Source organism: Chlorobiota bacterium (genome assembly GCA_016700335.1).
In the GTDB taxonomy this organism is placed as follows: Bacteria; Bacteroidota; Ignavibacteria; order OLB7; family OLB7.
Genome location: CP065014.1, coordinates 1085432 through 1105034, shown reverse-complemented (window position 1 = coordinate 1105034; position 19603 = coordinate 1085432). Strand labels below are relative to the sequence as shown.

The following is a 19603-nucleotide window of genomic DNA, read 5'->3' as shown; positions in this document are numbered from 1 at the left end:
TTCTTAAAAGAAAACTTAACATCATACTAAAACATCACTAAGGTTTTAGGAAGTTAAAATTAGTAAAGTTAAAAATAATACTAAATGAACAATTTTGAAAAGGAAAGTTTACAAATTTTATTAAAATTAAAATACATTTAATTTAAATAATTTTAATTAAAAAGAAAATGAATTCTTTTTAAATAAATTATAAAATTGATTCGAGGAATTAGTCTATAATTTAATTTTAAAAATTCAAAATATCTTTAGATTTAGTACTTTTTCAAAACTAATCAAAAGCAACCTGAAGTATGGTTGCTTTTTTTTTATTATTAGAATTTACATATTTATCATATTCGTAATTTTGCAAACAATTATTCGTCTTCAATAAAAACAATAGTAACTTAAACAATTCTTATACTATAAATTTAATGGTCAAAACCTCCTTTTCACATCCAGATATCTTTCAAAACAGACACATAGGTCTAAACCAAAAAGAAGTTAATGAGATGTTAGAAATTTGTGGATACGATTCGATTGAAAATCTTATAAATGATACAATACCTCAGAACATAAGATTACCAAGAGAGTTATTGATTGAAGATGCATTAAGCGAACAAGATGCATTAACAAGATTAAAAAATATTTCTGAGAAAAATTTAGTGTTTAATTCATACATAGGTATGGGTTATTACAATACATTTACTCCAGCAGTTATACAAAGAAATATTTTAGAGAATCCAGGTTGGTATACCCAATATACTCCTTATCAAGCTGAAATTGCTCAAGGTAGATTGCAAGCATTATTGAATTTTCAAACTGTAATTATTGATTTAACTGGGCTTCCAATAGCAAATGCTTCTTTATTAGATGAAGCTACTGCAGCTGCCGAAGCAATGAGTATGAGTTATAATCAAAAAGGAAGTAATGTTTCAAATAATTTTTTAGTTTCAGACAAATGTTTTCCTCAAACAATCGATGTTATTAAAACTAGAGCTCAACCTTTAGGTATTAATGTAATAGTTGGTGATATTAATAATTTTGATTTATCCGAAGGCTTATTTGGATCTTTGCTTCAATATCCTGCACATGATGGAAAAGTAGAAGATTATAAAGAGTTTATTCAAAAAGTTCATGATAATAAGGCAATTGTAACTGTTGCAACTGATTTACTTTCACTTGCTTTACTTACTCCACCTGGAGAATTTGGAGCTGACATTGTAGTTGGTAATTCACAAAGATTTGGAGTACCAATGGGATATGGAGGACCACATGCAGCTTTTTTTGCTTCAAAAGATGAGTTTAAAAGAGTAATACCTGGTAGAATTATTGGTGTTTCAACTGATTCACTTGGTAAGCCAGCTTTAAGAATGGCTTTACAAACTAGAGAACAACATATAAGAAGAGAAAAGGCGACATCTAACATTTGCACAGCTCAAGTTTTGTTAGCTGTTATGGCTGGAATGTATGCTGTTTATCATGGACCTGAAGGAATTAAAAAAATTGCAAATAGAGTTCATTCCCATACTTCCCTTTTAAGTAAATGCTTGGAAAAAGCTGGAAATATTATTAACAATTCAGTTTATTTTGATACTCTTAATATTAGCCCAAAAATTGATTCAAAACAAATCGAAAATATTGCTATTTCCAAAAATATAAATTTTAGATACTTTAACAACGGAGATATTGGAATTTCTTTAGATGAAACTGTTGGAATTAATCAAGTTAATGAAATACTTCAATGTTTTAGAATTTATGAAGATGCAACATTATCAATTGAAGAAACCACTTCTTCAATCACTGGTTTTTTTGATCGTAAAAGTGAATATTTAAAACATCCAGTTTTTAATTCTTATCATAGTGAAACTGAAATGTTAAGGTACATTAGAAAACTTGAAAGCCGCGATTTATCATTGACTCATTCAATGATTCCTTTGGGAAGTTGTACAATGAAGCTGAATGCAACTAGTGAAATGTTTCCTGTAACTTGGAGAGAATTTGGTTCAATACATCCTTTTGTTCCTAAAAATCAAGCATTAGGGTATGCTGAATTATTTGATACTTTAGAAAAAGCTCTTGAAGAAATAACTGGTTTTGATAAAGTTTCTTTACAGCCAAATGCTGGCTCTCAAGGAGAATATGCTGGGCTTTTAGCAATTAGAGGATATCATTTATCGAATGGTGATTTCAATAGAAATGTTTGTTTAATTCCACAATCTGCTCATGGTACAAATCCTGCAAGTGCTGTAATGGCTGGTATGAAAGTAGTTGTTACAAAGACTGATGAGAATGGAAATATAGATATTGCTGATCTAAAAGAGAAAGCTGAATTACATGCTTCTAACCTTTCAACTTTAATGATTACCTACCCAAGTACACATGGCGTTTTTGAAGAAGGTATCAGAGAAATATGTGATATCATTCATTCTAATGGTGGGCAAGTATATATGGATGGAGCTAATATGAATGCACAAGTTGGATTATGCAGACCAGGTGATTTTGGAGCAGATGTTTGCCATTTAAATTTACATAAAACATTTTGTATACCACATGGAGGTGGTGGTCCAGGAGTAGGTCCAATTGGTGTAGCATCTCATTTAACACCTTTTTTACCAAATCATATTGTTATTAATAATTCAACTAATGGAACTAATGGAGCTGTTTCAGCTGCCCCTTGGGGAAGTTCTTCTATACTTGTAATTTCTTGGATGTATATTTTTATGATGGGAAGTAAAGGTTTGAGAAATGCCACAGAAATTGCAATTTTAAATGGTAATTATATAGCCAAAAAACTTGAGAATTATTATCCAGTTTTGTATAAAGGTAAAAATGGAAATGTTGCTCATGAATGTATACTTGATTTTAGGCAATTAAAAATAAATTCTGGTATCGAAGTTGAAGACGTTGCAAAAAGATTAATGGACTATAATTTTCATGCTCCTACTGTGAGTTTCCCAGTTGCAGGTACATTGATGATTGAACCAACTGAAAGTGAATCTAAAGCTGAAATTGATAGATTTATTGAAGCTTTAATTTCAATTAGAAGCGAAATTCAAGAAGTTGAACTTGGTATTGTTGATAAGCAAAATAATGTTTTAAAAAATTCACCTCATACATCTGAGGTTGTTTGTGCAGATGAATGGGATAAACCTTACACTCGATCAAAAGCTGCCTTCCCTGTTCCTTATTTAAAGGAAAGAAAATTTTGGGCATCAGTAAGCAGAGTTAATAATGCTTTAGGAGATAGAAATTTAGTATGTTCATGTTTGCCTATTGAGGAATATCAAGATTAATCAACTTTTGTGTTTGATTTAATTAAGCCACTTATATTTATAAGTGGCTTTTTTAATTATATACAGTCTAATATTCTAAAAACTATAAGTCTTGATTTAAAATTTAACGGGAACCATTTTGTTAAAATTATACCTTACTTTTTTTAATTAAATACAAAAAGAAAAGAAGAGCTTTTATAAAAGAAAGTGGGTTATCCTGTTTCTTATTAGGAATGGAGGGTATTCCAAGTTTCATTAATAAAACTTAAATAGCTTTAAAGTTTTCATTACAAAAAAATAAAATTCTTGTTGTAATTTTTCAAAGGGGGGCTATGGATGGATTAATGACTGTTACACCATTTGGGGATGACAATTTGAAATTATTAAGACCTAACCTTTTATTAAATTCACCTTCATTTTCAAATGTGAATTCATTGATTAATTTAAATGATAAATTTGGCATACATCAATGGAGATGTACCAATCCTAAGTTTTGAGAATTTGGAAGATTCAAGAGACTTGCCAGTAACAACCGATTTTAGATCATTATTTTCTAACATTGTTGAAGAACAATTTGGAGTAAATATGAGTTCAAAACTTTTCCCAGATTGGAACGGTAAAAAAACTGATATATTTAAATAAAAATAATCTAAAAACTTAATTGTAAAAAAAAACCGTCTAAAGTAAATTTAAACGGTTTTTAACTATCAATTTCAATTAAAGATTAGCATCACGATTTGCTCTATGTTGCTTTTTAATAGCTCTAAGCCTTGATTGGCGAGAAACTATTGATGGCTTAATAAAAGCAGTTCTTGCTCTGAACTCTCGTAAAATGCCTGAACGATCAAATTTCTTTTTAAACCTCTTTAAAGCTCGGTCAATTGTTTCCGATTCTTGAATTGTAACTCCTATCATTCTTGTTTGTTGAAATTTATATATTTATAAAATTTTTAACTCAAATTTTCAATTAATTTTTTTTCACCTGACTTCATAAACGCAACAACGATTGCAAATTTACCATTTGAAGTCATCTCTTTTGACCTTACCATGCCCATATCATCCCATGCCTGATGATAAATAGCATCTCCAATTTCATATAAAGTTTTTGGAGAATATGGAATACATTCATCAGCAGTAATATCACCTAAACTAGTTTCTTCCTTTGGACCTTCTATTAATTCCATGTCTAACAAAACTGTATGCCTACACTTACTACACTTTGCCCATTTTTTTGTCTCCTCAGAACCAACAACCAAACCAACTAACTGAAACTTTGTTGGTTTAGTGCATATATCGCACATATTAGAAAGTAAAATATATTTTGATTTAGCTCTTTTTCGTGGAGTTTTTTTCTCTACAGTTACCATTATTCTGAATATTGGTTATAAATTACCTGAATACTAGTAACAAAGATACGGAATTAAGCGGTTTTAGGTCAAATATATTTTTATTTTTTCTAAATAATGTAAAACTTTAATTAAGTTAATTTATAATTATAATCCAAATATATGATAAAGACTTCAATTTTCTAGCTTAGTCCAACCGGCTCTACCTTGAGATGATTCAATTATTTTATCAGTAAATTCTAATCCAACAATTTTTTTCACTTTGACAGTATAATTTATCACATCATGAAATTCTTCATCAAAGCTAATTGCATAATTATCAATTATTGGCCTGATATATTTCATATCTTCATATTGAACAAATATTTTATAAATTTCTGTTGGGTAAACTTCTGTTATTTTAGAATTTTCAATTACTAATTTTGCACACTCTGAATATGCACGAACTAAACCCCCAACTCCAAGTTTTAAGCCACCAAAATACCTTGTTACAACAATCAAAGTATTTACAATTTCAGCTTTTTGTAAAATGTATAGTATAGGTTTACCTGCTGATCCACTTGGCTCACCATCATCACTCATTTTACTTTCCAATCCATGTGGAGCAATTCTATATGCATAGCAGTTATGTGTTGAATCCCAATATTTTTTTCTAATTAAATCAAGTTCTAAATTAGCTTTTATCTTAGAATCGACATTTAAAATAGTTCCAATAAACCTTGAACCCCTAACTTTTGATTCAATAGAACTATTTTCCAAAACTGTTTTATAAGGGTTTAAATTATCTGCCATAAATAAACATTTCAATAATTTTAAAATTATTAATTTTCTTCATTTGATATAATATCATCATTAATTAAATCTATATCTAAATTTTCAATTGAAGCTTTTAATCTTTCATCCATAATTTTCTTTGAAGGTAACGTTTTTAATAATTGGATTATAAATTTAGTATTTGAAATTAATTCATTTAATGAACCATTATTTTTTATTACAAAATCGGCATGTTGAATTTTATATTCTTCAGGCAATTGGTTATCATCTCTTTTTGCAATATCCGACATACTTAAATTATCCCTTTTAACAGCACGTTTATATCTTTCAAGTTTATCAGAAGTAACAACAATAATGTAATCAAAATGGCTAGTATGACCAGATTCAAATATCAATGCAGCTTCAGAAGCTACTATATTAAATCCTTGAATAAATAATTGCTCTGCTCTTTTTAATTGTTCATTAATGGTAATTGGGTGAACCAAAGAATTTATAATATCTAATTTTGTTTTGTTATTAAATATAATATTTGCTAAAACTTTTTTATCAATTTCACCTTCATTATATACTTGTTCTCCAAATTGTTTTTTAATTTCAATTATTAAATCTTTATTAGTTGTCATCAATTCTTTTGCTATAATATCTGCAACTAAAACTGGTATACCTTCGTTTGTAAAAATACTCGCCACAGTACTTTTTCCAGATCCTATAGAACCAGTAATTCCAATAAATAATTTTCTCATAATATTATGCAAATTTATGGTTAAATATTTTGATATTAGAAATTTCTATTAATATGTATTACTGATTAACATATTAATTGTATATATCTAAAGATCATCGAAAATAAATTATTTAAAAAAACATTGCTATTAATAAAAAAATATTTACTTTACGATTTGATAATATAGATTTATTGATTTATTAAAATTGTAATTGTATTCCTTCCGATTTTTATGAGATCATTATTGAGATTTTAGATTTGTTCTTTAAATTTTTTTAGAAACTAAATTTTAGAATTATAATTTCTTAACCTTGCTCTTTCTTTCACAAACAATCTCTTTAAAAAATGAGAACTAATTACAAACGGCTTATTTATGCCACTTTACCATCACAAAGATTATTTTTAGCAGTTATGGTAATAATTTTCACAATCTCCAAATCATTATATTCTCAAGGAGGAAATGATGAGCGACACACAATTTCAGGTACAATTACAGATTCTGACACCAAAAAAAGTATGTCTGGGGTTTCAGTATCTATACCAAAAATGAAAATTGGAGCAATCTCTAACTCTAAGGGTGAATATTCTATTAAAGGAGTTCCCCAAGGATCTCATTCTGTTGAAACTCGAATGGTAGGTTACCAAACTTCTATAAAAGTTGTTACAATTGGAACATCAGATTTAGTTCTGAATTATGAGATTAGTTCTCAGGCTTTAAAAGGGCGAGAGATAGTTGTTATGGGTCTTACAGGCGAAGTTAAAAGAGATAAACTTGGGAACTCAATTAGTACAGTTGAAGGAGATAAGATTAATAAAGTTGTATCAACTTCAGCAATAGATGCCTTAGCAGGGAGAGTTACAGGTGCCCAAGTTAGTAAAAGTAGTGGTACTCCTGGAGCTGGTACTTTTGTTACACTTAGAGGTAGAAAATCTATTGCAGGTAGCTCTGAACCTTTATATGTTGTTGATGGAGTTATAATTGATAATAGTTATACTTTTGATCCTAATGGAAGTAAACAATTAGGGAACAGAGCAATTGATATTAATCCTCAAGATATTGAAAGTATTGAAGTTCTCAAAGGAGCTTCAGCAGCAGCAATGTATGGTTCATTAGCTGGAAATGGAGTTATACTTATCACCACTAAAAAAGGAAATATGATGAGCAGTGAAAAGCCTGCAACTATAACATACAGTTCTTCTTACACAATGGATAAACATTCAGGAGAATTTAATTTACAAAACATTTATGGACAGAGAATCCCTTATGCTGCAGGTACAAATGGTGGTGTTGGTAAACCAGGTTCTACAGATTCTTATGGTGCTAAATTAAAAGAAGGAACAACAACATTTAATCATGGTGAAGACGTGTTTAGAACAGGAAATAGTTTTGAACAAAGCCTAAGCGTTAGTGGTGGAAATGGTGATATAAATTATTTAATTTCTGGGACATTATCCAATTTAGAAGGAACTGTAATAAGCTCAGATATGGATAAAAGAAACATAAGATTAAATTTAGGGGTTGGTCTTTTACCAAGACTTTCTTTACAAACTAGCTCAAATTACATTTCTTCAAATACTAACTTACCTCAAGATGGAAGTAATAGATCTGGTACTTTGTTAGGTGGATTAAGAACACCAACAGAGTTTGATAATAGTATAAAATATGAATCTGACGGAACACAAAGAAGATTTGCTGGTTATGATAATCCATTATGGTCACAAGAGAATAATTCTTTTAATCAGAATGTTAACAGATTTATTCATAGTAGTGAGTTAACTTGGAACCCAATTGATTGGATTAAAGCCACTGGGCGAATTGGTTTAGATAGATACGATCAAACTAATGTTGAAAGGTTAGCAGTTGGTGCTAGAGCTTCATTAAATTCATTAGGTTTGATTGATGTTAATAGATCTTCAGTTTCTAATTATAATTTAGATTTAACATTATCTGCCTCACATAATTTTAGTGACAATTTTTCTTTAAATGGAATTATTGGTCAACAAGTAATTTGGCAAGAAAGCAATAGTTCTGATGTTGAAGCTACAAGCACCCTCCCTTTTTATGATCAAATTTCAGCCGGTTCTACAAAAGATGGTGCTTCTGCTAATGGAAAAACAAAAACAGTTGGTTTGTTTGCTTCTGCTACTGCTACAATTTTCCAAAATTTAAATTTAACTGCATCAATTAGAAGAGACGGAAGCTCAACTTTTGGAAAGGACAATCAATTTCATAATTATCCAAAATTTGGAATTTCATATACTTTATCTGATGAATCTTTCATGAAAGATATGAAAGGTACAATTGATAATCTTCGAATAAGAGGAGCATATGGCGAAGCAGGATCACCAAGTTTGCCAGGAGCTTATGCAACTACATCTTTATATGGAACATATGGATTTTTTGATCCTTGGGGAAGAGATACTAAAGCATCAAGAAATGGGTTTATAGGTATTAGACAGGGAGAACTTAGTGGTGATAATTATATTGTTGGAGGAAATGAAAACATTCAACCAGAATTAAATATAGAAAGAGAAATAGGAATTGATTTGGGCTTATTCAACAATAAAATAAAGTTTGAAGCAAATTATAGTTCAAATAATGTTGAAGATATGATTCTATTATTAGATATTCCAGCATCTACTGGATATGACAAATATTACAAAAATGCAGCAGCAATGTATAACAGAACTATTGAACTTAATTTAGGAATAAATCCTGTAAATATAGAAGGCTTTACTTGGAATACTAATTTTGGGTTTACTAAAACAACTAACATGGTTACTAAGTTAGAAGGTTCTTCAACTTATGGCATTAATGGTGCATTTACTGGAGTTACTAATATTGCTACTCCAGGTCAGCCTTTGGGAGTTTTTTATGGTCGTGGTTGGCTTAGAGATTCAACAACTGGTAAAATAATTTATTCTACAGGTGCCGCTGACGATGATTATGGAAATGCTTACAAAGGAGCTCCAAAATTAAGCACAGAATTATTAATATTAGGTTCATCAGAACCAGATTTTACAGCTTCTTGGGAAAATACTTTTAGTTTAATGAATGACATAACTTTTTCATTCTTATTCGATATAAAGCAAGGTGGTAAAGTTTGGAATGGTACTGAAGGTGCATTGTATAACTTTGGTACTCATGGAGATACAAAAGATCGAGATGAACCATGGATCAATGAAGATGGTCAACCTGTTATGGATGTAACTGATCCAAATAAACCAGTTGCTGTAACAAAACAAGAATATTATCAAACTTATGCAAATGGATTTAATGATAGTAATGAACCTCATATTAAAGATGGTTCTTATATTAAACTAAGAGATATTTCTTTAGGTTATAACTATCATGGTTTAAGTGAATATGGTATTGAGACATTAAATTTATCTTTATCAGCAAGAAATTTGATGACAATTTCTAAATATAATGGATTTGATCCAGAGGTAAATACATTTGGAAATTCTGAAGGTAGAGGTATGGATTATTTTACTTTACCTCAAAGTAAATCATTAAGAATATCATTATCATTAACTTATTAATAATTCATCTATTAAATATTTCTAACAATGAAAAATAAATATATATCTATCAGTTTTATCTGTTTGATTAGTTCAGTTTCATTACTTTTTTTAAGTAGCTGTTCTATTGACCCAGCAATTAATAATTCCCCAAATGGAATCAGTATTGCATCTCTGAAAACTCAAGAAGGTCAGTTTGGTTTAGTTGTTGCACTTCAAACTGGAACAGGTGAATTTTATTGTGGTGATCGCTCTAGAATGTCATCAATTTTTACTTGGCAAATGTCTGCTGTAAAAGGTTTAGGAAGACCACAACCAATTACATGGAATTCCTATGATTTATCTTTAGATGGTCCTGTCAGTGACATGTGGTTAGTTGGTTTTAAAACTGTCAGGATAGCAAATGATATTTTAAAATATTCTGTAGAAACAGATTTTGGAGCAAGTAATATAGGCATTAGAGCAACTTTGAAAGGAATGGCAGAAACTTACAAAGCGATTGTTTTGGGTGAACTTGCTGCTTATTATGGTTCAATTCCAATTACTCAAGATGGATTTAATACTAATCCTTTTGTTTCCCAAACTGATGCTTATGCAGAAGTTCAAAGATTATTAGATGATGCAATTATTCAATTTGGCAATTCAGCTCCAATCAAACAAGATTTAAATTATGGTGGAGATAAAGCAAAATGGATTTCTACTTGTAACTCTCTAAAAGCTCGTTATTTTCTTCATTTAAAAAATTATTCTTCTGCTTTGAGCTCTGCCAAGAATGGAATAACTGATAGTAAAATGAGCTTGAATGCAATGTTCACAGATGCAGCTGGTGAGCAGGGACCATGGGCACATTGGGCTAAAGATGAAAGTGGAGAACCAATTAGAGGTGAAAAAACTTTCGTAGATTTGTTACAAAAAGAGGCTGGTGACAAAAGATTATCTGAATATTTTACACCAAATTTTAATACTACATTTTTTGGGAATCCTGCACACAAACAAGTTGTTACTGATACTAATGCAACTAAAGGTACAAACATTGTTTCTCTAAAAAAATATGCAGAGTATGCCGATGATATTCCATTAATTTCTGGTAATGAGAATACACTTATTATAGCAGAATGCGAAGCAAGAGTTGGAGCATTACCAAATGCTGTTAAAGCTGTAAATTCTATAAGAGTAAATGCTGGATTAAATGATATGAATAGTGGAGATGTTTCTGATAAAAATAAAGTTATCACTGAAATTTTAACTCAAAAACATTTAAGTCTATTTTTAGAAGGTCAAACTTATACTGATATGAGAAGAACAGGAACATTGCCTGAACTAGCTGTTCCTAAGCGTTTTTTATATCCGTTAGTTGAAACAAATTCTAACAAAACTACTTGCCCTAAAGATAATGATGCATTAGTAAGTGCAATTTTACCTTAGTTTTTTTCATAATTTAAAGCTCTATCTTTCAAATGGATAGAGCTTTTTTTTTTACTTTATATTTAGATAAATATAAACTAAAGGAGAAACAAATAATAAACTATCAAATCTATCTAATACTCCTCCATGACCAGGAAGTATTTGAGATGAATCTTTAATTCTTGCAGATCTTTTTAACATAGACTCAGATAAATCACCCAACTGTCCAAATATTCCTGCAATTAAACCAATTACTATTGAGTCAAATATTGACAGATCAACTAACCAAAATCTTTGAACAAGTAACATTGAAACAACTGATCCGATGGCACCAGCTATAGTCCCTTCCCAAGATTTTTTTGGAGAAATTCTTTCGAACAATTTATGTTTACCAAATTTTCTTCCAACAAAATATGCAAATGAGTCACAAACCCAAATAGAAATTAATATCGCAAATACAATTCCAATATCTAAATTATTTGTGTGAAATATTGTTGAGTCTAAATTATCATTAAAGTAATATCTAATTTCAGTAAAACATGCCATAGATAATGAAATATACATTACACCAGCTAAAGTAGATGCAACATTTAATATTGAATTGTTTTTATTTCTAAATAATTCAACACTCATTGTAACAACAAACAAAGGTATCAATACAAATGTAATTTTATCCACTGAATGAACTGAGAAAATGTATTGTAAAACTAATGATGCTATTACACCAAGAAATATATTAGGGTACAACTCTTTAGATTCACAAAGCCAATAAAATTCTATTAAGGCTATTGATGAAATAATCATCATAAAAGTTAAGAACCAATAACCTCCAAGTGAGACACACAACAATACAATTGGAATTGCAATAACTGCAAATAATATTCTTGTGATGTTATTCCCATATTTTAGCTCAAATTTTGTTGGACCAAATGGGTATTTGTTTGATTGTTGCATTAAATTAAATTTATAAAAATGTTTAACAAATTTAGATGTAAATATCCTTATTTTTAATTTTATTTTTGTTAGATTTTTTGCTAAAAACAAAAATGTAAATTCTTAGAATATCTTTTAATCTCCATTTTATATTTACTTTCTTCAAATATATTATAATGAATAAGAATCTTAAATTTTTTCTCTTACTGCTTATAGTCCTATTTTTTGGAATACAAGCCCTTTTTTCTCAAACTCCAAAAGCTCTTTGTCCTGCGGTTTACAGAAAGTTCATACCAGTAGATAACAAAATATCAAAACTAAAAACTTTAGGTAATTCAATAGTTTATAGCCATGGTGAACCTACTGATGAAGAACAATTAATGCTCGAATATATCAATAGGGCTCGTGCAAATCCGAAAGCAGAAGGAGAAAGAATTGCAGCAACTCAAGATCCAGATATATTAAGTTCGGTAAGTTATTTTAAAATTAATTTATCTCAAATTAAAAGTGAATTTGCTGGATACCCAGTTCGTCCTCCTATTGCAATGAATGAGCAACTAATTAATGCTGCTCGTAAACATTGCGAAGATATGAGTGCTAATGATTTTCAAGATCATACAGGAAGTGATGGATCAAGTCCATTTCAAAGAATGAACAAAGCTGGTTATCCAGGAGGTGAGATGGGAGAAAACATTTTTGCATATATGAAAAGTGTTTTATATGGTCATTTAGCTTTTAATATTGATTGGGGAAACCCTGGACTTGGGCATAGACATAATTTAATGGCATTCGGATCAAACGATGCAGTTTTCAGAGAAGTAGGAATTGGTATTATAAAGGGAAATGGTGGATCAACAGGTCCTTTAATTTGTACTCAAGATTATGGAAATGCAAATGATTATTTTGTTCTTGGAGTTGTATATAAAGATAAAAATAAAAATAATTTTTATGATATTGGTGAAGGCTTACCTGGTGTTTCAATTACTTTAAATCAAGGATCATATTCGGCGATTACTTCAAAAAGTGGAGGTTATGCAATTCCATTAGGTAAAATTACTGGGAGTGTTGTAATTACTGCTTCTGGCGGTGGTATGGTTGAAAATCAAACAAAGACAATAAGTGTTAAAAAAAATGTAAATGTAAAAGTTGATTTTGGAAATCAAGCAACAAATGATCCTTATCTTTTATCACCAAATGATAATTCAAACATAACAACAGATACTGTAAAATGTATTTGGCAAAAAAATAATTTTGTTCCAACGACATTTAAATTTGAATGTGCGAAAGATATTGATTTTACTCAAATTGTTTATATAGATTCAAATAAAATTGATACTTCAAAAGTGCTTAAAGGATTAACACTATATCAGTCATATTATTGGAGAGTTCAAGCTAAATCTCAGTTTGGATATTCAGATTTTTCACCCATTTATACTTTCAAGTATTCTATAAACCCTTCTAAAGTTTCATTAGTTGAACCTATTAGTGGATACGTAACTTTAAAAGATACAATTAGTTTTGGATGGTTGAAAGCATCACCCAATATTCAAAGTTATTATCTTGAAGTTTATGATGATTCATCATTATCAACCTTTTACACTTTTAAAACAAATATTTTAGATACTACTGTAATTATAAAAGATTTTGATTATGGTAAAAAATATTATTGGAGAGTAAAGGCAAAAAATAATGGAGGATTTGGAGATTGGAGTGAAATCAATTGGTTTCAATATGGTGCAGCACCTTCAATTATTTCCAACATGATGCCACCTAATGGATCTTCAATTCCATTAAACAAAGCTAAATTCTCTTGGGGAGCAACAAATCCACCAGCTGAAAAATATTGGTTTGAAATTTATGATGATTCTACATTAAAAAGTATTCCTGCATTTTTCTTGACTCGAATCATTGATACAATGACAACTGTTAATGATGAATGGGGATTGAAAGATGGAACCAATTATTGGTGGAGAGTAAAAGGTATCTCTGGAAATTTATCAGGAACATGGAGTAGTTTGTATAAAATATCTATAGGATTGTATCCATCTGCACCAGTTAACTTATTACCTAAAGATGGAGTTACTATGCCTATTAATGGAACAAGATTCTCTTGGGGTAAATCGACACCATCTTCAGATAAATATTGGTTTGAAATTTGGGAAGATTCTACTATGAAATCAACACCAACATATTTTTCAACTTCAATAACTTCTACTTATAAAGATGTTGCGTCTGATTGGGGATTGACTGATAAAAAAACCTATTGGTGGCGTGTTAAAGGAATAATTGGAACTTTGTGGGGAAAATGGAGTGATGTTAAGAAAATTAGTTTTGATAATAGTTCTAAAAGTGTAAAGAATAATTACAATGATTTTAAATTTGAAATTAATCCAAACATAATAAACAAAAATCTAACTATTAAATTTAATTCTGATAAAATAAATAATTTCAATTATTCAATTATAAATTCATCTGGGAATATAATTAAGACTGACTTAATAAATTCAATTATTGTAAATAACATATTTAATATTAATGTTGATAATTTTCCTTCTGGAAAATATAGTCTTAATGTAACAAGAATTGATGGAACAATTTATTCAGGTTCGTTTATAATAATTAAGTAACCTAATAAAATCTCAAATTTTCATTTAATTTCGTTTAAAAAATTTAAATAATGAAATAATTTCAATCTTGTATTTTATGTGTTAACAGGGAGTTTTAATTTAATTATACTCCCTTTTTTTTTTCTTAAATTAAATTCATATTACTTTAGATGGCTAAAATTATTAAACCAGAAAAAAATAAATCAATTGTTGAATCTGTAAATGGAAATAAAAATGTTGTTTTATTAGCAATAGTTTTTTCTATAATTGTTTTTCTTTATTTGATATTTAAATTTTTTACTGGTGGTTTTGGTGCTGGAGTTGCAGATGTTAATATACCAAAGAATTCTACTTTTGAGCAGATTCTTGATACATTAGAAGTAAATAATTTAATTCGAAGTAGGGCATCATTTAAAATACTAGCTACTACATATGGTAAAGCAGATAAAATAAAATGGGGGAAATATAAAATTGAAAGAGGTTCTTCAAATTTGGAAGTATTAGATGTTTTAACTTCAGATCAATCAAATAAAGTTAAAGTTACTTTTCCAGAAGGTATAACTGCTAAAAAAGTTGCATCAATTTTAAAAAGAGAAGATGTTTGCGATTCAACTAAATTTATTAAATTAATTACAGATAGTTCTTTCTTAAGATCGATTAATATTTCTCATTCAACAGCCGAAGGATTTTTGATGCCAGACACTTATTTTTTCTCAAAGAATGAAACCCCAGAAAATATTGTTGAAAGAATGGTTGGGGAATTTAATTCATTTTATTCTCAAGATAAACAAGCGAAATCTAACGATGTTAACTTGACACCTTATCAAGTAATAATCTTGGCATCTATAGTTGAAGGTGAAGCTAGAGTTAGTGATGAAAGATCTATAATTGCAGGGTTATATCTTAATAGAATTAAAAAAGGTATTAAACTTGAAGCAGATCCAACAGTACAATATATCATTCCTTATGGACCCCGAAGACTTTATTTTAAGGATTTAGCTATTGATAATCCTTATAATACATATAAGTATAAAGGTTTACCACCATCACCTATCAACAATCCAAGTAAAGAATCAATACTTGGAGTTCTAAATGCTCAAAGTCATAATTACATTTTTATGTGTGCAAAAGGTGATGGTTCTGGGAGACATAATTTCAGTGTGAATTCATCGCAACATAAACAAGCAGTAACAGAATACCAACAAAATTTAAAGAAAGTTAAATAAATAAATTATTTAATAAATTTTTTGTTTTCTATAAATGTCTTTCAGCATGATAACTTGACCTAACAAGAGGACTGGATTCAACATAATTAAAACCTAAATCTAATCCAATTTTTTTAAGCTCATCAAACTCTTCAGGTTTTACAAATCTTATAACTGGTAAGTGATTTTTAGTAGGTTGTAAATACTGTCCAAGTGTTAAAATATCAACTCCAGAATTAACAAGATCTTTCATAGTTTGAATCAACTCTTCTTTTTCTTCTCCTAAACCTAACATGATACCTGTTTTAGTTCTCATTCCATTTTCTTTTGAATATTTCAAAACATCTAAAGTCCACTGGTATCTTCCTTGAGGTCTTACAATTCTATATAATGAAGGAACGGTTTCTGTATTATGATTTAGAATATCTGGAGCAGCATTTATTATTAATTGTAACGAATCTAAATTTCCTTTAAAATCTGGAATTAAAACTTCAACTTTTACTTGTGGATTTCTAGTACGAGTTTGTGTTATTGTTTGAGCAAACAAGCTAGCACCACCATCTGGAAGTTCATCCCTATTTACTGAAGTTATAACTGCATGTTTAACTCCCATTTGTTCTATTGCTTCAGCAACTCTTAATGGTTCCTCTAAATCTAATTCTTCTGGTTTACCAGTTTTTACTGAACAGAACCCACAAGACCTAGTACATGTGTCACCAAGAATCATAAATGTTGCAGTTCCAGCAGACCAACATTCTGCCATATTGGGGCACCTAGCTTCTTCACATACAGTATGCAATGCTTTCGACCTCATCATTGTTTTAAGTTGTGCATAAGTCTCTCCAGTTGGTACTTTTACTTTTAACCATTCAGGTCTTGGTTGCTTGGGTTGAATATTATCTAATACTGTTAATTCTAACAATTGCTTATAAAAGTTTAGTTTTTAAATTGAGTTTAAAATTTAAAATTAAATTTCAAAGTTTACTTTACTATTTTTTTTTCATGAAAATACTATTTAGAACCTATTTTCATACATCCATCAACATCAGTTTTAAATTCTTCAAATGTATCAATTGGATTAGAAGGATTTGCAAAAAGCCTCATATCATCTGGGTCTTGATCTCTATCAAATCTTAAAATTCCATCAACAAAAGTTTTTTGACAAATAGAATAAACTGATAAAGGATGAACATTGTAAATGGCAATATCAGCATCTTTTCCAACCTCAATAGATCCAATTCTAGAATCGATTGATAGTTGTTTTGCAGGATTTATAGTTATCATTTTTAAAACTTCATCATCATTAAGCTCTCCATATCTTAAAGATTTTGAAGCTTCGTGATTTAAATGTCTTACTAACTCTGGAGAATCTGAATTTATTGAGGTTACTACATTATTGCGTGTTAAAATTGCTGCATTAGATGAAGTTGAATAATATACTTCAAATTTATAAGACCACCAATCAGAAAATACTGATGCACCTGCTCCAAATTTAGCTAATTCTGGAGCAACTTTATATCCTTCATTAACATGCTGAAATGTAATTTTCTTTATTCCAAAATCTTTTAATACTTTCATTAACATATATATTTCATCTGCTCTGTATGAATGACAATGAATCTCAATTTTACCATTTAAAATATCAGCCAAAGCCTCAAGTCGAATATTGTATTTTGGTGGTGTTAAATTTTGGTTTCTTTTTTTATTTAATTCATATTCTCTTTTAAGTTCATCATATCTTTTAGCCTCTGTGAATGCATCTCTAAAAACCTGTTCAACACCCATTCTTGTATTAGGTCTTACACTGAACCCTTTACCATGAACCCTTGTAGGATTTTCACCAAGAGCAAATTTGATTGTTCTAGGAGCTCCCTCAAATTTCAGAGAATCTGGATAATTTATTCCCCATCTATGTTTAATTGTCTGGCATTGTCCTCCAATGGCATTTGCAGAACCATGCATTAAATGTGAAGTTGTAACTCCACCTGCTAAAGATCTATAAATGTTTATGTCAGTTGGATCTAATACATCGCCAGTCCATACTTCAGCGCTTACAGGTGTTGTCCATTCATTTACATCACTAATTCCAATATGAGAATGTGCATCAACTATTCCAGGCATAACAAACATTCCAGTAGCATCAATAGTTTCAGAATTTTTTAAACCTAATAAATTTTTTCCTATAGCATTGATTTTACCATCTTTTATCTCAAGGTCACCAATTATAATGCCATTTGTAATTGTTAGAATTGTTGCATTTTTTATTAACCAGTTATTGTTTTTATTAACTTTAAGTCTTATAATGAAGTTACTCCTAATTTTGGAAATACTAGCTAAAGTAATTGAATCTTTTGTAAAATTAATTTTCTGAGAATTTATTAAACTATCAGTAGGTTTTGAATCTTTAGAATCATTATTTTGATTGTATTTATATAAAATTCCATTTACAAATACATATTTTACATCAACATTTTCTTTGAAGTAATTCCCTTTTGTAATTAATATATTACCTAGTTTACCATTATCAATTGTTCCAATTTGTTTATCTAGATTAAGTAATTTAGCAGCATCTAAGGTTAAAGCAGAAAGTGCATCTTGTTCTGTTAATCCATTTTGAATCATTGTTCGGATATTCTCACGGATATCACTTTGAGTTGTATTCAATGAAGAAAAACCAAAGCGAATACCTTCTTTTTTAAGAACACTTGGTGAAGTATAATATTCGGCTTGAGATTCATTTTGTTTGGCAATTAATGATTCTTTTTCAAAACTAACATTCTGATAACTTGTTGTTCTTGTTGGTTTTGAATTTATTGATAGCAAACTTTTTAAAACTGAATCTAGATTTACTTTATCAGATTTCTTTTTAATTTTTGGTAAAGATAAAGTTAAAAAAACTGGAGTATTACTAATCTTTAACTCATTTTTCATCTTGTAAGCATCACTTAATCCAGCTAATACTAAATCAAATTTCAAATCATTTTGTAAATGAATTGCTCTTCTAGCTTCAAGAACTGTAGGAGAATAAAAGCAAACTTTTTTCTGATTTTCTACAATCGGGAAAAATGAACTTAAAACATCATTATATTCTGGCTTTTGCAATCCATTTTGATTTGAGTTAAACTTATCAACCCAAATTTTTGTTTCTTTTGCCTCTCGAAATAATTGTCTGAATTTTGCCATTATTCCCATTGTTGTTGATGGATATATTTCTCCTGCATCAACGAATTGTGCAAACATATTTTCATTCCTTCTTAAAGGCATATCTGATGAGGTTTTACCACCTAACATAACTATTGCACCAGACCCAGGCAACATTTTACCATTGGGAACAACTCTAGCCACTGTGAAACCGTTCATCCTTAAAGAATCTAGGGATAACTCACTAATATTTAACATTGTGCATACATCTCTATCTGGTTGGATACCAGCCCTATCATCTGGAGGCGCTCCTGGTCTGGGAACTTTTGGCAGATCTTTTTCATCTTTTTTAGGTACACCTACATTTGTAAGCCCATCAATAAATCCAGGATAAATCCAAAGAGAATCACCTTCAATAATTTCAGCATCATTTGGTATTGATAAATCTAACCCAACTGATTCAATTATTCCATTCCTTATTATTAATGTCCCTCTATCAATTATTTTACTTGGATTTTGAAATATTTTAGCATTCTTAATAACATAACATTTTGTAACTGAATTATTTGGTCTGTCTAATGGATCTACACCATAATTCTGAGCATACAATAATTGATATGAAAATACTATTAAGCAATTAATAATAAAAAATTTTATGTACCTATCCATATATGAGAAATTTATCTTGCTTTTAAAA

At 29.4% G+C, this 19603-nt stretch carries 14 protein-coding genes; 7 read left to right on the top strand and 7 right to left on the bottom strand.

Features of this window, described 5'->3' with window-relative positions:
• The first annotated feature begins 410 nt into the window (after window positions 1-410).
• The 3 genes from gcvP to IPP08_04450 all read left to right on the top strand — a co-directional run bounded on the left by gcvP (window position 411) and on the right by IPP08_04450 (window position 3893).
• Entirely contained in the window at window positions 411-3272 is a 2862-nt protein-coding gene (gene gcvP / locus IPP08_04460) for an aminomethyl-transferring glycine dehydrogenase (GenBank protein QQS67423.1), read from the top strand.
• A 311-nt stretch (window positions 3273-3583) separates the two neighbouring features.
• On the top strand, window positions 3584-3748 hold the full coding sequence (locus IPP08_04455; GenBank protein QQS67422.1) for a hypothetical protein: 165 nt from the start codon (window positions 3584-3586) through the stop codon (window positions 3746-3748).
• The gene (locus tag IPP08_04450; protein QQS67421.1) at window positions 3708-3893 is read left to right on the top strand and encodes a hypothetical protein; all 186 of its coding nucleotides are present in this window, start codon (window positions 3708-3710) and stop codon (window positions 3891-3893) included. Before IPP08_04455 ends, IPP08_04450 begins: the two co-directional genes overlap by 41 nt.
• 75 nt (window positions 3894-3968) lie before the next feature.
• Here IPP08_04450 and rpsU read toward each other — a convergent pair whose 3' ends face one another.
• The 4 genes from rpsU to IPP08_04430 form a co-directional block, all read right to left on the bottom strand.
• Window positions 3969-4166 (bottom strand): 30S ribosomal protein S21, encoded by a 198-nt coding sequence (gene rpsU, locus IPP08_04445; protein QQS67420.1) that lies wholly within the window; start codon window positions 4164-4166, stop codon window positions 3969-3971.
• 35 nt (window positions 4167-4201) lie between these two features.
• Entirely contained in the window at window positions 4202-4618 is a 417-nt protein-coding gene (locus tag IPP08_04440) for a hypothetical protein (GenBank protein QQS67419.1), read from the bottom strand.
• Window positions 4619-4771: 153 nt separating this feature from the next.
• Window positions 4772-5389 carry a YigZ family protein gene (locus IPP08_04435; protein ID QQS67418.1) on the bottom strand — a complete coding sequence of 206 codons (618 nt, stop codon included), beginning with the start codon at window positions 5387-5389 and terminating at the stop codon, window positions 4772-4774.
• A 29-nt stretch (window positions 5390-5418) separates the two neighbouring features.
• Window positions 5419-6114 carry a dephospho-CoA kinase gene (locus tag IPP08_04430; GenBank protein QQS67417.1) on the bottom strand — a complete coding sequence of 232 codons (696 nt, stop codon included), beginning with the start codon at window positions 6112-6114 and terminating at the stop codon, window positions 5419-5421.
• A gap of 326 nt (window positions 6115-6440) precedes the next feature.
• Between IPP08_04430 and IPP08_04425 the strand changes: the two genes are divergently transcribed.
• Both IPP08_04425 and IPP08_04420 read left to right on the top strand, forming a co-directional pair.
• Window positions 6441-9638: a SusC/RagA family TonB-linked outer membrane protein gene (locus IPP08_04425; protein QQS67416.1), complete on the top strand. Its 3198-nt coding sequence runs from the start codon at window positions 6441-6443 to the stop codon at window positions 9636-9638.
• A 27-nt stretch (window positions 9639-9665) separates the two neighbouring features.
• The gene (locus IPP08_04420) at window positions 9666-11042 is read left to right on the top strand and encodes a SusD/RagB family nutrient-binding outer membrane lipoprotein (protein QQS67415.1); all 1377 of its coding nucleotides are present in this window, start codon (window positions 9666-9668) and stop codon (window positions 11040-11042) included.
• 51 nt (window positions 11043-11093) lie between these two features.
• Here the strand turns inward: IPP08_04420 and IPP08_04415 are convergent, their stop codons facing one another.
• Window positions 11094-11975 (bottom strand): phosphatidate cytidylyltransferase, encoded by an 882-nt coding sequence (locus IPP08_04415; protein QQS67414.1) that lies wholly within the window; start codon window positions 11973-11975, stop codon window positions 11094-11096.
• A gap of 155 nt (window positions 11976-12130) precedes the next feature.
• On the opposite strand from IPP08_04415, the gene IPP08_04410 reads away from it, so the two are divergent.
• Complete coding sequence (locus tag IPP08_04410; protein QQS67413.1) at window positions 12131-14581, top strand: hypothetical protein; 2451 nt, start codon at window positions 12131-12133, stop codon at window positions 14579-14581.
• A 149-nt stretch (window positions 14582-14730) separates the two neighbouring features.
• Complete coding sequence (mltG, locus tag IPP08_04405) at window positions 14731-15786, top strand: endolytic transglycosylase MltG (protein ID QQS67412.1); 1056 nt, start codon at window positions 14731-14733, stop codon at window positions 15784-15786.
• A gap of 28 nt (window positions 15787-15814) precedes the next feature.
• On the opposite strand, the gene lipA is transcribed toward mltG, so the two are convergent.
• The gene (lipA, locus tag IPP08_04400; GenBank protein ID QQS67411.1) at window positions 15815-16687 is read right to left on the bottom strand and encodes a lipoyl synthase; all 873 of its coding nucleotides are present in this window, start codon (window positions 16685-16687) and stop codon (window positions 15815-15817) included.
• Window positions 16688-16776: 89 nt separating this feature from the next.
• Window positions 16777-19575 carry an amidohydrolase family protein gene (locus IPP08_04395; GenBank protein QQS67410.1) on the bottom strand — a complete coding sequence of 933 codons (2799 nt, stop codon included), beginning with the start codon at window positions 19573-19575 and terminating at the stop codon, window positions 16777-16779.
• Window positions 19576-19603 lie beyond the last annotated feature (28 nt).

Bases quoted from the DNA above. Each gene is read 5' to 3' on its own strand.
- IPP08_04410 (QQS67413.1), top strand. From the start codon at position 12,131: ATGAATAAGAATCTTAAATTTTTTCTCTTACTGCTTATAGTCCTATTT.
- IPP08_04440 (QQS67419.1), bottom strand. From the start codon at position 4,618: ATGGTAACTGTAGAGAAAAAAACTCCACGAAAAAGAGCTAAATCAAAA.
- IPP08_04430 (QQS67417.1), bottom strand. From the start codon at position 6,114: ATGAGAAAATTATTTATTGGAATTACTGGTTCTATAGGATCTGGAAAA.
- rpsU (QQS67420.1), bottom strand. From the start codon at position 4,166: ATGATAGGAGTTACAATTCAAGAATCGGAAACAATTGACCGAGCTTTA.
- IPP08_04395 (QQS67410.1), bottom strand. From the start codon at position 19,575: ATGGATAGGTACATAAAATTTTTTATTATTAATTGCTTAATAGTATTT.
- mltG (QQS67412.1), top strand. From the start codon at position 14,731: ATGGCTAAAATTATTAAACCAGAAAAAAATAAATCAATTGTTGAATCT.
- gcvP (QQS67423.1), top strand. From the start codon at position 411: ATGGTCAAAACCTCCTTTTCACATCCAGATATCTTTCAAAACAGACAC.
- IPP08_04435 (QQS67418.1), bottom strand. From the start codon at position 5,389: ATGGCAGATAATTTAAACCCTTATAAAACAGTTTTGGAAAATAGTTCT.
- IPP08_04415 (QQS67414.1), bottom strand. From the start codon at position 11,975: ATGCAACAATCAAACAAATACCCATTTGGTCCAACAAAATTTGAGCTA.
- IPP08_04425 (QQS67416.1), top strand. From the start codon at position 6,441: ATGAGAACTAATTACAAACGGCTTATTTATGCCACTTTACCATCACAA.
- IPP08_04420 (QQS67415.1), top strand. From the start codon at position 9,666: ATGAAAAATAAATATATATCTATCAGTTTTATCTGTTTGATTAGTTCA.
- IPP08_04455 (QQS67422.1), top strand. From the start codon at position 3,584: ATGGATGGATTAATGACTGTTACACCATTTGGGGATGACAATTTGAAA.